Origin of the sequence: uncultured Marinobacter sp. (assembly GCF_947259545.1) — a bacterium.
Lineage (GTDB): Bacteria > Pseudomonadota > Gammaproteobacteria > Pseudomonadales > Oleiphilaceae > Marinobacter.
Genome location: NZ_CAMYMK010000002.1, coordinates 1,201,233 through 1,214,577, shown reverse-complemented (window position 1 = coordinate 1,214,577; position 13,345 = coordinate 1,201,233). Strand labels below are relative to the sequence as shown.

Annotated in this window: 9 protein-coding genes and 4 tRNA genes; 2 read left to right on the top strand and 11 right to left on the bottom strand. The window is 56.0% G+C overall.

The window, feature by feature from the left end; translation table 11 throughout:
• Window positions 1–55 precede the first annotated feature (55 nt).
• The gene (locus Q0Y21_RS05705) at window positions 56–484 is read left to right on the top strand and encodes a hypothetical protein (RefSeq protein WP_297792406.1); all 429 of its coding nucleotides are present in this window, start codon (window positions 56–58) and stop codon (window positions 482–484) included.
• Window positions 485–547: 63 nt separating this feature from the next.
• On the opposite strand, the gene Q0Y21_RS05700 is transcribed toward Q0Y21_RS05705, so the two are convergent.
• From Q0Y21_RS05700 to Q0Y21_RS05655, 10 genes are all read right to left on the bottom strand, one after another.
• Complete coding sequence (locus Q0Y21_RS05700) at window positions 548–2,404, bottom strand: SurA N-terminal domain-containing protein (RefSeq protein WP_297792404.1); 1,857 nt, start codon at window positions 2,402–2,404, stop codon at window positions 548–550.
• 197 nt (window positions 2,405–2,601) lie between these two features.
• Complete coding sequence (locus Q0Y21_RS05695; protein WP_297792402.1) at window positions 2,602–2,874, bottom strand: HU family DNA-binding protein; 273 nt, start codon at window positions 2,872–2,874, stop codon at window positions 2,602–2,604.
• Between the two features lie 238 nt (window positions 2,875–3,112).
• Window positions 3,113–5,530, bottom strand: a complete 2,418-nt coding sequence (lon, locus tag Q0Y21_RS05690; protein WP_297792400.1) for an endopeptidase La — start codon at window positions 5,528–5,530, stop codon at window positions 3,113–3,115.
• Window positions 5,531–5,697: 167 nt separating this feature from the next.
• Complete coding sequence (clpX, locus tag Q0Y21_RS05685) at window positions 5,698–6,981, bottom strand: ATP-dependent Clp protease ATP-binding subunit ClpX (protein WP_012135995.1); 1,284 nt, start codon at window positions 6,979–6,981, stop codon at window positions 5,698–5,700.
• Window positions 6,982–7,057: 76 nt separating this feature from the next.
• Entirely contained in the window at window positions 7,058–7,693 is a 636-nt protein-coding gene (gene clpP, locus Q0Y21_RS05680) for an ATP-dependent Clp endopeptidase proteolytic subunit ClpP (RefSeq protein ID WP_297792398.1), read from the bottom strand.
• 167 nt (window positions 7,694–7,860) lie between these two features.
• A complete protein-coding gene (tig, locus tag Q0Y21_RS05675) occupies window positions 7,861–9,168 on the bottom strand; it encodes a trigger factor (protein WP_297792396.1) in 1,308 nt (435 codons plus the stop codon).
• A gap of 221 nt (window positions 9,169–9,389) precedes the next feature.
• A tRNA-Leu gene (locus Q0Y21_RS05670) sits at window positions 9,390–9,474 on the bottom strand.
• A gap of 79 nt (window positions 9,475–9,553) precedes the next feature.
• Window positions 9,554–9,629 (bottom strand) — tRNA-His (locus Q0Y21_RS05665).
• 91 nt (window positions 9,630–9,720) lie between these two features.
• Window positions 9,721–9,797 (bottom strand) — tRNA-Arg (locus Q0Y21_RS05660).
• A gap of 33 nt (window positions 9,798–9,830) precedes the next feature.
• Window positions 9,831–9,907: transfer RNA gene (locus Q0Y21_RS05655), tRNA-Pro, on the bottom strand.
• A gap of 230 nt (window positions 9,908–10,137) precedes the next feature.
• Between Q0Y21_RS05655 and folD the strand changes: the two genes are divergently transcribed.
• Complete coding sequence (folD, locus tag Q0Y21_RS05650) at window positions 10,138–10,995, top strand: bifunctional methylenetetrahydrofolate dehydrogenase/methenyltetrahydrofolate cyclohydrolase FolD (RefSeq protein WP_297792394.1); 858 nt, start codon at window positions 10,138–10,140, stop codon at window positions 10,993–10,995.
• A gap of 109 nt (window positions 10,996–11,104) precedes the next feature.
• On the opposite strand, the gene Q0Y21_RS05645 is transcribed toward folD, so the two are convergent.
• On the bottom strand, window positions 11,105–13,285 hold the full coding sequence (locus tag Q0Y21_RS05645; RefSeq protein ID WP_297792393.1) for a malate synthase G: 2,181 nt from the start codon (window positions 13,283–13,285) through the stop codon (window positions 11,105–11,107).
• Window positions 13,286–13,345: the final 60 nt, after the last annotated feature.

Here is a 13,345-nt window from a genome sequence, read left to right as displayed (position 1 = left end):
GAAAACAGTGGCCGGCGTGTCAGCCGGTCACTGATCCAACGCAAAGGAGAACACCATGAATAAAACAATCAAAACACTGGCACTGGCTTCGGTAATAGCTGTCTCCGGCTGCGCCACGACGGGCGGAGAGCGGGATTACAGTGACAGCCTCTATCTGCGAGGCCAATTCGCCTGGTGGGATGCACTGCCCGAGTACAAGGTCAACAAAGTCGATGCCGGCCTGTACCGGACAGAGGTGGAACTGAAGGCTGATGGCCAACCGTACGAGTTCAAGTTTGGTGATGCCAACTGGAGCTCCGGCAGCAATTGCGGGTATCTGTCCGAGAAGGACGACAAGGTGGTGACACTGGACAAACCGGTAAAGGCCAATTGCTCTTCAGTGTTCGAGAACTTCCGGTTCACACCTCCGGAAAATGGCGTTTATGGTTTCTATTTTGACGCCCGCGGAGAGGTACCGCAGGTGTATATCAAGAAAGCGAACTGAAAGAAATCTAAAAGAAAAGCCCGGCATATGCCGGGCTTTTTTGTTTCATCGTTGCCAACCCCATCAGGGCCGTGACACTTCCGCCCGCTCCCTCAGATACTGCTGGTAAGCGGCGTATTCCCGCTGTCCTTCCATCGACGCCAGGAACTGACGCAGCTGTGACAGCTCACCACTACCTTGCGTGATTTCGCCTTCGTTCACCTGATCCAGGGCCACAATGGAAATACCATTACGCGACAAGGTCTTTCCATACGTTACCCCCCCGGCTTCAGGACGCTCAAGCGAGAACGCGGTGGCAATCTTCTGTCGGCCAAGCTCTCCGGATGCACTGCGAGACTGCTCGGTGTAAACCTCCCAATCACCAACACCCAGTTCCTCGACCGTCGCACCGGACTGGAGTTCGGCAATGATCGCGTCCGCCTGTTCCTTCAGGCTCTCACGAGTCTTCTGCTCCACCAGCACGGTACGGATGTCCTCGCGTACCGCGTCCAGGGGCTGCTCCTCGGCTTCATAATAGGTCTTCACGCGGGCGACGACGGATACGTTGTCCCCAACGTCAATCAACTCGGTGTTGAAACGATCCTGTAACACGTCCTCCGAAAACAACTGCCGAACCAGACCGCCGTGGTCGAAGGGTGCTGCCCCGCCATCCCGGGTCACGTCCTCGGTCTCGCGGATCTCCAGGCCAAGCTCTTCCGCCGGCTCATTGAGATCATCTGCCGCATAGGCGGAATCTGCCAATTGAGTACGCACCTCCGCGAAACGCTCCTGAGCCTCACGCTGGGCCAGTTCACGGCGGAGCTCGTCCTTCATTTCCTCAAGCGGCGGAACCTCAGCCTTGCGCACATCCAACAGCTTGATCAGATGGACACCGAAGCTGGTTTCAACCGGCTCGGAGACTTCGCCCTTTTCAAGGGCAAACAGAGTCTCCTCAAAGGCCTCGTCATAGATACCACGGCCAGCAAAGCCCAGATCTCCACCTTCGGCCGCCGACATGCTATCCGCAGAAAACTCCTCGGCCAGGTCCGCAAATTTTTCGCCGGAGGCGAGCCTTTCCTGGATGGTGGATACGGTGTCTGACGCGTCGTCACCGCCCTCGATCAGGATATGGGCAGCACGGCGCTCTTCACTTGCGAGCTCTGAAGCCCTTTCCTTGTAATACGCCTCCAGCTCCTCGTCACTGACGTTGACGGTCTCTGCCAGAGCCTCAAGAGAGAGCGCAATGTACTCTGCGTCTACGCGCTCAGGAAGGCTATAATCCTCGATATTCTCCTGATAGTAGGCTTCTATCTCTGCGTCGCTCACCTCAACGTCCTCACGAACCTCATCGGCGGTCAGCGTAAGCACGCGGAAATCACGGGTCTGGTTCTGGATACGCAGCAACTGAGCCACATTCTCTTCGGTCACCATAGCGCTCTGGGCAATGCCGGCGCGAATCTGGTTCACCACATACTGCTTGCGCATGGCCTCACGGAACTCACCCACGCCCATGCCCATGTTGCGAACAGTAGCCACGAACCGGTCACGGTTAAAGGTACCATCCACCTGAAACTGCGGCATCTGGGTAATCAGAGAATCGATGTCCGCGTCTGACAATTCCAGTCCCTGGGCATTGGCGTCCTGAATCAGCACCTGCTCCCGGATCAGGGAGTCAAGAACATCCTGGCGAATCTGATCCTCATTAAGCAGAGAGGGATCAGGGGTGTCCATTTCAGACAAACGGCGTTGACTTTCCATCTGCACCACCCGCAGGAACTCCCGCTCAGTGATGTCTTCTCCGTTTACGGTAGCCACTTCAGGCTCGCCGGTAAATCCACCAACGATTGCATCCATCCCCCAGATGGAGAGTGAAACGATCAATAGACCGATGATGATTTTGGCAATGGTGCCCTGGGCATTTTCCCGAATATCTTGAAGCATGTTTCTCCCGGATCCCTGATCAAAGTCGAGCTGATTCTTATCGTGAAATAGTGAAATTAACGAGACCTAACGTAAAAAGGCGCATCCTGTCCGGAATGCGCCTTGAATTCGTCTGGAGCTGGTTGGCGTCGGAGTTGACGCCGGGCCAACCGCTCCGACAGCACCCGCATGACCGGTGCCGCCAGAGAAAGAACCGTTTACTTAACGGCGTCTTTCAGGGCCTTACCTGCCTTGAACCCAGGCACTTTGGAGGCCGGAATCTTGATCTCGGCACCAGTCTGCGGGTTGCGACCAGTGCGGGCAGCACGCTCTTTCACAGAGAAAGTACCAAAACCGATCAGAGTAACCTGATCGCCTTTTTTCAGGGCACCGGTGATAGAGTTGGTCATTGAATCCAGAGCACGGCCAGCGGCGGCTTTGGAGATATCTGCGGACTCTGCAATTGCATCGATTAGTTCGGACTTGTTCACACTAAACCCCTTCGATTTCAGGTTGAAGATGTTATAGGTTGGTTTGTTTTTTCTCGGACGTTCTCGACTATCGCATAAGCGGTCAGAGAATTCCATTCTTCACTTTTTTTATTCCTTTCGGTTTTTAACCGGTGTTCGGAATAGGCACTTACTGCGCGGGAGCCCTTGGTATTGGCTGCTTCACGGCGAAACAGTTATACCAATGGGCTCTCCGGCGTGTCAACAACTCATCTAGGGTTTAATGTGTATTTATCCGTTCCGCGGCATCGGGATCTTCATCTCGGTGCTTCCCGGAGCCAGCTTCGGAGGACGAATCCGCACCCCTTGGCTCCGGCGCGTACGCCAGCGCAACGTCCAGGACTTCATCAATCCACTTCGCCGGAATGATCTCAAGGGACTCCTTGATATTATCGGGTATCTCTTTGAGATCACGGACATTTTCATCCGGGATTATAACGGTCTTGATGCCTCCGCGATGGGCCGCGAGCAGCTTTTCCTTGAGCCCGCCGATCGGCAAAACCCGACCGCGCAGGGTAATCTCACCGGTCATGGCGACATCCGCCCGAACCGGAATTTGCGTCAAGGAAGAAACCAGTGCGGTACACATGCCAATACCGGCGCTTGGACCATCTTTTGGCGTTGCGCCCTCGGGAACGTGCACATGCAGATCGTTCTTTTCATGGAAATCGTCGGCGATTCCAAGACCCGGAGCCCGACTTCTGACCACCGTCAGTGCGGTCTGGATAGACTCCTGCATGACATCACCGAGGGACCCGGTCTTCACCACACGTCCCTTACCCTTGGTCAGGGCGCACTCGATGGTCAGCAGCTCGCCACCGACCTGGGTCCACGCCAGACCGGTCACCTGACCGATCTGATTGGTTTCTTCTGCCAGCCCGTACTTGAATCGCTGAACACCGGAATAGTCTTCCAGCATCTCCGGAGTAAGCGTTACGGAGACCTTCTCGCCACTTTCTACGTGCTCACGCACCACCTTGCGGCAGATCTTGGCGATCTCGCGCTCCAGGCTACGCACACCGGCTTCCCGCGTGTAATAGCGGATCAGGTCCCGCAGAGTCTCCTCAGGGATCGTGAGCTCATCCTTACGCAGCCCATTGGCCTTGATCTGCTTGGGCAGCAGGTAGCGCAAGGCAATGTTCACCTTTTCGTCCTCGGTGTACCCCGGAATACGGATAATCTCCATCCGATCCAGCAACGCCGATGGGATATCCATGGAGTTGGAGGTGCACACGAACATGACATCTGAAAGATCGTAGTCCACTTCCAGGTAGTGGTCGTTGAAGGTGTGGTTCTGTTCCGGGTCCAGCACTTCCAGCAATGCCGATGCAGGATCGCCGCGATGATCCATGCCCATCTTGTCGATCTCGTCGAACAGGAACAGCGGGTTTTTCACCCCGACCTTTGACAGTTTCTGGAGCAACTTGCCAGGCAAGGCACCAATGTAGGTCTTGCGGTGACCACGGATTTCGGCCTCATCACGCACCCCACCCAGCGCCATGCGGGTATATTTGCGGTTCGTCGCACGGGCAATGGACTGCCCCAGCGAGGTCTTGCCCACCCCGGGAGGACCCACCAGGCACAACACCGGCCCTTTCACCTTCTTCACCCTGCTTTGAACAGCCAGGTATTCCAGGATGCGCTTCTTGACCTCATCCAGACCGTAATGGTCCTTATCGAGTATCTCACGGGCCTTCTCGATGTCGTGACGCACACGGCTGCGCTTTTTCCAGGGCACTGCCAGCATCCAGTCGATGTAACCACGCACCACCGTTGCCTCGGCAGACATCGGAGACATCATTTTCAGCTTGTTCAGCTCGGTTTCTGTCTTTTTGCGGGCCTCTTCCGGCAGACCGGCTTCTTCCAGCTTCTGCTCAAGCTCTTCAAAGTCGTTATTGCCCTCACCCAGGTTACCCATTTCCTTCTGGATAGCCTTCATTTGCTCATTCAGATAGTACTCGCGCTGACTGCGCTCCATCTGTTTTTTCACGCGGCCACGAATCCGCTTCTCGACCTCAATCAGGTCGATCTCGCCGTCCAGCTTGCCCAGCAGCAGGTCGACACGCTTGCGGACGTCCAGCGCCTCCAGAAGCTCCTGCTTCTCAGGAATGCGCATTTCCAGGTGTGCAGCCATGGTATCCGCCAGGCGTTCGACATCGGTAATGCCGGTCAACGCGTTGGACACTTCAGAAGGCACCTTCTTGGACAGCTTGACGTACTTTTCAAACTCATCCATCAGGGTTTTGACCAGAACGTCTTCCTCACGATCCGGCAGTGTGTCCTCATCCATCATCACCGCTTTGCCGGACAGGTAATCGCCCTCGACAATGCCACTCAGCGTGGCTCGGGCATTGCCTTCAACCAGCACTTTCACGGTTCCGTCGGGAAGGCGCAGCATCTGCAGCACGGTCGCCAATGTGCCCATATCAAACACATCATCCGGGCCTGGCTCGTCGGTAGAGGCATCCCGTTGTGCGACCAGCAGAATCTCCTTGCTGCCCTCCATTGCGGCTTCCAGCGCCTGGATGGATTTTTCGCGTCCCACAAACAGCGGAACGACCATGTGCGGAAATACCACCACATCTCGAAGCGGAAGCAGCGGGTATTCGTGCACAGATTCTTCGGGTATCCGGGTCATAAGGAATCCTCTGACGATGTTTCTTTCAGCATATCACCCATCATTGGGGCGTCGGCAAAAATTGCAATCTTTTTACGAAACAAAACAGGGCGGGAAAGGCGGGTTACAAACGAATAAAAAGGGGCGTTACCGCCCCTTTTTATTGCTCACGGAACCCAGAGACTGACTCAGTCCTCGGGAACCGCTTTGGCGTGGTCATTACCAGCGTATATCTTGAACGGCTCGGAATCGCCGCTGATAACACTCTCGTCAATGACAACCTTGGTGACATCGTGCTCAGACGGGATCTGGTACATGGTATCCAGCAGGGTTGCCTCCATGATGGAGCGCAGCCCGCGGGCACCGGTTTTCCGCTCCATGGCCTTGCGGGCAACCGCCCTCAACGCATCCTCACGGAAATCCAGCTCCACACCTTCCATATCAAACAGCTTCTGGTACTGCTTGGTCAGCGCATTCTTCGGCTCGGTCAGGATCTGAACCAGCGCCTCTTCATCCAGCTCGGTCAGTGTTGCCACCACTGGCAGACGACCGACGAATTCCGGAATCAGGCCGTACTTCACCAGATCTTCCGTTTCGACATCCTTGATAATGTCGCCGGTGTTCTTGGTGTCGTCCGGGCTCTTGACCGTTGCAGAGAAACCGATGCTGCTACGCTCGGAACGCTCCTGAATCACCTTGTCCAGACCAGCAAAAGCACCACCACAGATAAACAGCATGTTACCGGTGTCTACCTGCAGGAACTCCTGCTGGGGATGCTTCCGGCCACCCTGTGGCGGCACTGAAGCAACCGTACCCTCGATCAGTTTCAGCAACGCCTGCTGCACGCCCTCACCGGATACATCCCGGGTAATGGACGGGTTGTCAGATTTGCGGGAGATCTTGTCGATCTCATCGATGTAGACAATGCCACGCTGAGCCTTGTCCACGTCATAATCGCACTTCTGCAGCAGCTTCTGGATAATGTTCTCAACGTCTTCACCGACGTAACCCGCCTCTGTCAGCGTGGTCGCATCTGCAATGGTGAAGGGTACGTTGAGCATCCGCGCCAGAGTCTCGGCGAGCAGCGTCTTACCACTACCGGTCGGGCCGATCAGCAGAATGTTGCTCTTGCCAAGTTCCACCTCAGCCTTGCCCTCGCCGTAGCGCAGGCGCTTGTAGTGGTTATAGACAGCAACCGAAAGCACAACCTTGGCGCGATCCTGACCAATGACGTATTCGTTCAGAGTATCGCGAATTTCAGCAGGTGTCGGGAGACGATCACTGGCCTCTTCCTGCGTATTCTCCTGAATCTCTTCGCGGATAATGTCATTGCACAGGTCAACGCACTCGTCGCAGATGAACACCGAGGGCCCTGCAATGAGCTTACGGACTTCATGCTGGCTCTTTCCACAAAACGAGCAGTAGAGCAACTTGCCGTTATCGTCGCCTCTGCCGTTTCTTTCATCTGCCATTGAAATACCTCTGATCTTGGTTTGCCGACGTTACTGGCTAATACGCCGGCCAAGGATGATGCGATTACCTTCAGTATTATTTATTCGGCACGCGCTTATCAAGTATAGAATCAATCAGGCCATAGTCTTTCGCCTGCTGGGGATCCATGAAATTGTCGCGATCGGTATCCCTGGCAATGGTCTCTAGATCCTGGCCGGTATGGTGCGCAAGCAGCGAATTCAGGGTCTGACGGATCTTCAGGATCTCACGGGTGTGGATCTCGATGTCCGTTGCCTGCCCCTGGTAACCGCCCAGCGGCTGGTGAATCATCACCCGGGAATTCGGCAAACACGCGCGCTTGCCCTCGGCGCCGCCGGCCAGCAGGAACGCGCCCATGCTCGCAGCCTGGCCCACACACAGTGTAGCCACGTCCGGCTTGATAAACTGCATGGTGTCATAGATGGACATGCCCGCAGTCACAGAACCACCGGGGCTGTTGATGTAAAGATGGATATCCTTGTCCGGATTCTCGGATTCCAGGAACAGCATCTGTGCCACAATCAGGTTCGCCATGTGGTCCTCAACCTGACCCACCATGAAGATCACCCGTTCCTTGAGCAAACGGGAGTAGATATCAAAGGAACGCTCACCACGAGCGGTTTGCTCAATAACGATCGGAACCAGGCCGGAACTGGTTACCATAGCGGGACCATCAATAGGTTTTTGCATCATGATGTGCCTGAACTCCTTCTGGACAATGGGGTCGTGGCCTCAGGCCACTGCGTTATCAGTCTTTTACACCCTATACTCTGCCAGCACCGGGCCAAGATGAAAACAGCCGGACATGCCGGCTGTTTTCCCTTTTCGGCCACCAGGACCCATTCAGGGTCCCGAAACGATCAGCCCTGCTGAGGCTGACCAGCCTTAACGGCCTCTTCGTACTTGACCTTTTTCTCTTTGACCTTGGCCTGCTCCAGCACATGGTCAACAACCTGGTCTTCCAGCACAGAAGACTCGATCTGCGACTTCTGCTCAGGGTTACTGTTGAAATGGGCAACCACTTCCTCAGGCTGTTCATACGTTGACGCGATCTCCTGGATCTTTTCGTCAACCTTTGCCGGATCAGCTTTCAGATCGTTTTTCTTGACCACTTCCTGGAACAACAGGCCAGTCTTCACGCGACGCTTGGCCTGCTCTTCAAAGATTTCCTTGGGCAGTTGCTGGAAATCAACCTGGCCACCGAAACGCTGAACGGCGTCCTGACGCAGGCGATCAATCTCCTGATCAACCAGGGCAGACGGAATATCGAGCTCGGTGGTTTCCAGAAGGCCGTCAACCACGTCGTTCTTGACCTTGTTCGATACTGCCTGCTTGAGCTCGCGCTCCATGTTCTTCTTCACTTCCTCACGGAAAGCGGCTTCGTCTTCGGCCTCAATGCCGAAATTCTTGAAGAATTCCGGATTCAGCTCAGGCAGCTGCGGCTCTTCAACCTTGTGAATCTTGATTTCGAACTTGGCCGGCTTACCCGCCAGGTCTTCATTCTGGTAATCCTCCGGGAAGGTCACCTCGATTTCCAGGTCCTCACCGGCCTTACCGCCGACAATGCCCTTCTCGAAGCCCGGGATCATCTGGCCGGAGCCCAGAGTGAGGCGATGCCCTTCAGCGGCGCCACCTTCGAATTCCTCGCCATCGATAAAGCCCTTGAAGTCGATGGTCACGATGTCCTTGTTCTTGGACTTGCGCTTGACTTCCTTCATGGTGGCCTGCTGACGACGCAGGTTATCGATCATGTTGTCGATATCCTTGTCGGTAATCTCGGACGTCAGCTTCTCGACAGAGATCTTGCTCAGGTCGCCCAGTTCGATTTCCGGCAACACTTCAAATGTGGCAACGAATTCCAGATCCTTGCCCTCTTCCATCACGGTCGGCTCAAGTTTCGGCCAGCCCGCCGGATTAATGTCCTGCTCCTGCAGTGCCTTGATGTAGGTATCACGCATAACCTCGCCAACGACTTCCTGGCGAACACTGGCACCGAAACGACGCTTAACCACGCTCATGGGCACCTTACCCGGACGGAAACCGTTCAAGCGCACAGTACGGGCAGTTTCCTGCAGGCGTTTCTGAACCGCCTGGTCAATTTCCTGGGCGGGCACACCAATCGTCATGCGACGCTCGATGTTGGAGGTCGTTTCAACAGACACTTGCATGGAAGATCCTCAAATTACAGGTTCAGTATGTGAATGAAATTAAACCTAAAAGTCCATCCTCGGGAGGCTTCCCGCAGAAGGACCGAAAATTAAAAGCCGGTAGTTTATCACGGTTTGCCCCACCGAGAGAATCACCTGTCACAGCCACTTTCAGCGATTGCGACCACATCGAGGCTTTATCATTTTAAAAGGTGGGGACAAAAACAGAAAAAGAAAGGGGGTGGTGCGAGAGGAGAGACTCGAACTCTCACGGGTTGCCCCACTGGAACCTAAATCCAGCGCGTCTACCAGTTCCGCCACTCTCGCACAACAGATTGAAGAATTACCGGTGGCCAATTGCCATCATGAAACTCAACAAACGCGGAAATCAAGCCTGAAAGAAAAGTGGGGTGGACGAAGGGGTTCGAACCCTCGACCGCAGGAGTCACAATCCTGAGCTCTACCAACTGAGCTACGTCCACCACATCGGGACATGCCTTTCGGCACTCACATCTGTTCACTTGAAACTTTGCTGGTTCGGCGACTCCGGTGCGGACCAAGCCGACGACTTTATGGCGCGCCCGGCAGGACTCGAACCTGCGACCACCCGCTTAGAAGGCGGGTGCTCTATCCAGCTGAGCTACGGGCGCTTGACCGTTCGCCCACCTGAATATCCAGAAAAGTGGTCGGGGTAGAGAGATTCGAACTCCCGACATCCTGCTCCCAAAGCAGGCGCGCTACCAGACTGCGCTATACCCCGTCTGAACTGAACAACAAGTGCCTCAGCAAAGTTGGCGCGCATATTACCGGCGCCGGCCCCTGCCGTCAACACAGTTTTGGAAATTGTTTGGAGCGGCAACGAATTAAGTGACCGATGCTTACCGGATAAGTTCCCTGCCCTGCACCTCAAGCATACCGCCAATTGGAGTTCTGGTGGAAGCATGAGACAATGCGCAGCCTTCATTTATGCCCAACCGACAAGACAAAGACATGAGCGCCAAACTGATCAATGGAAAAGAGATTGCCGCCAAGGTTCGCCAACAGGTTGCCGCCGGCGTGGAAGCCCGTAAACAGCAGGGACTGAGAGTCCCGGGGCTTGCTGTGGTTCTGGTAGGCAACGATGCCGCCTCGCAGGTATATGTAGGCAACAAACGCAAGGCATGCGACGAGGCCGGCATCCTGTCCCTGTCCTATGACCTTCCGGCAGATACCTCACAGGAGTCGCTGGAGGCACTGGTAGATGAGCTGAACGACAACCCGGCCGTAGACGGTATTCTTGTGCAACTACCGCTGCCAGCCCATCTTGATGCTGACCCAATTCTGCTCAAAATCCGCCCCGACAAGGATGTGGACGGCTTCCACCCCTACAACATCGGTCGCCTGGTCCAGCGCAAGCCGGCGCTACGCCCGTGCACCCCCGCAGGTGTCATCACCCTGCTGGACAGCATTGAGACGCCCTACAAGGGCCAGCACGCGGTCATTGTCGGCGCATCCAACATTGTTGGCCGCCCCATGAGCATGGAGCTGCTACTGAAAGGCGCCACCACCACGGTCTGCCATCGCTTCACTCCCAGCCTGGAAAAGTTTGTGAGCGAAGCCGACATCCTGATTGCCGCCGTTGGCAAACCTGGCCTGATCAAAGGCGAATGGGTGAAACCCGGTGCCACGGTAATTGATGTTGGCATCAATCGCATGGAGGATGGCAAATTGCGGGGCGACGTGGACTTTGAAGCCGCCGCGGAACGAGCCGCCTATATCACGCCGGTGCCTGGCGGCGTGGGGCCGATGACGATTGCGACGCTGCTGGAGAATACCCTGTACGCGGCGAATGAGCTGCATAAGGACTGAGTGAGCAGGTTTGTCGGATTGGGCAAAGCCGCAATCCGACAAATCCCTGACAGCCACTCCCACAAAAAAGCCCCGCTCGAAAGCGGGGCTTTTTTTGTGCTGCTGAAGCTTACTGGCCGTACTTGGCCTTCGCCTTCAGACGGTAGGCGTGCAGAAGTGGCTCGGTGTAGCCATTCGGCTGCTCGCGCCCCTTCAGAACCAGATCCAGCGCTGCCTGGAAGGCAATGCTGTCATCGAAGTTCCCCGCCATCGGACGGTACGTCGGGTCCGCAGCATTCTGCTTGTCAACCACGGCGGCCATGCGCTTCATGGTCTCCATGATCTGCTCTTCAGAGCAGATGCCGTGGTACAGCCAGTTGGCCAGCAACTGGGATGCAATCCGCAGGGTGGCGCGGTCTTCCATCAGGCCAACGTCATTGATGTCCGGCACCTTGGAGCAACCCACACCGTGGTCAATCCAGCGCACAACATAACCGAGGATACCCTGGGCGTTGTTGTCCAACTCCTGCTGAATGTCTTCCGCAGACAGGGACTTCGGATCGTCCATGACCGGCACGGTCAGGATGTCGTCCAGGTTGGCACGGGTGCGGCTCTCAAGCTCTTTCTGGATATCGGCAACCGATACCTGATGGTAGTGAGTCGCGTGCAGGGTGGCCGCTGTCGGAGACGGTACCCAGGCGGTGTTGGCACCGGCTTTCGGGTGACCAATCTTGGCTTCCAGCATGCCGGCCATCAGATCCGGCATGGCCCACATGCCCTTACCGATCTGTGCCACACCACGGAAACCGGTCTCCAGGCCGATGTCCACGTTCCACTGCTCGTAGGCATTGATCCAGGTAGCCTGCTTCATTGGTCCCTTACGGATGAACGGACCCAGCTCCATGGAGGTGTGGATCTCGTCACCGGTGCGATCCAGGAAGCCGGTGTTGATGAATACCGCACGCTCTTTGGCTGCGTGGATACAGGCTTTCAGGTTCACGGTGGTACGACGCTCTTCGTCCATGATGCCAACCTTCAGGGTGAAGCGCGGCAGACCGAGTGCGTCTTCAACACGACCGAAGAATTCGTTGGTGAACGCCACTTCTTCCGGACCGTGCATCTTCGGCTTAACGATGTACATGGAGCCGGTGGTGCTGTTCTGGAACTTGCCGTTGCCCTTCAGATCGTGAATGGCGATCAGCGACGTGATCAGGCCATCCATCAGACCTTCCGGAATCTCGTTGCCATCTTTCAGCAGGACCGCAGGGTTGGTCATCAGGTGACCCACGTTACGGATGAACATCAGGCTGCGACCTTTCAGGTTCAGCTCGCCGCCGTCTGGCGCAGTGTAGCCACGATCGGCATTCATCTTACGGGTCAGCTGCTCGCCACCCTTTTCGAAGGTTTCCTGCAGATCACCCTTCATCAGGCCGAGCCAGTTGCGGTAGGCCAGTGCCTTGTCGTCCGCGTCCACGGCAGCGACAGAGTCTTCACAGTCCATGATGGTGGTCAGGGCTGACTCCATCAGCACGTCTTTCACGTTGGCGCCGTCGTCTTTACCGATCGGATGGCTGGCGTCAATCTGGATTTCGAAGTGCATGCCGTTCTTGACCAGCAGCACACCGGTCGGCGCATCGGCGGCACCGGTGTAACCAACAAAGCCGGCTTCGTCCTTCAGACCAGTGGTTTCGCCGTTCTGCAGCTTGACCACCAGCTTGCCACCCTCAACCAGGTACTTGGCGGCATCCTTGTGGCTGCCGGAGGCCAGTGGAGCAGAGCTGTCCAGCAGGTTGCGGGCAAACTCGATAACCTTGGCACCGCGAACCGGGTTGTAGCCACGGCCCTTGTCCGCGCCCCCCTCTTCGGAGATCGCGTCGGTGCCGTACAGCGCGTCGTACAGGCTGCCCCAGCGAGCGTTGGCTGCGTTCAGGGCAAAGCGGGCGTTCATGATCGGAACCACCAGCTGCGGACCAGCCATGGTGGCCACTTCCGGATCCACGTTGGAGGTGGAAATCTTGAACTCGCCCGGCTCGTCAACCAGGTAGCCGATGTCTTTCAGGAAGGATTTGTATTCGTCCATGTCCAGCTTCTGACCCTTGTGGTCACGGTTCCAGCTGTCCATCTTTTCCTGAATGGCATCGCGTTTGGCCAGCAGTTCGCGGTTACGCGGCGCCAGCTCGTTCACGATCTTGTCGAATTCAGCCCAGAATTTGTCTGCATCGACTCCGGTTCCCGGAATCGCTTCGTTGTTCACGAAATCATACAGATTCTTCGCGACCTGAATGCCGCCGACTTGTACGCGTTCTGTCATCGTTGTCTGCCTCAGTGGGTTAATTTCCCGACTCCCTCTGACACGGGGAGTTGTTCCAAA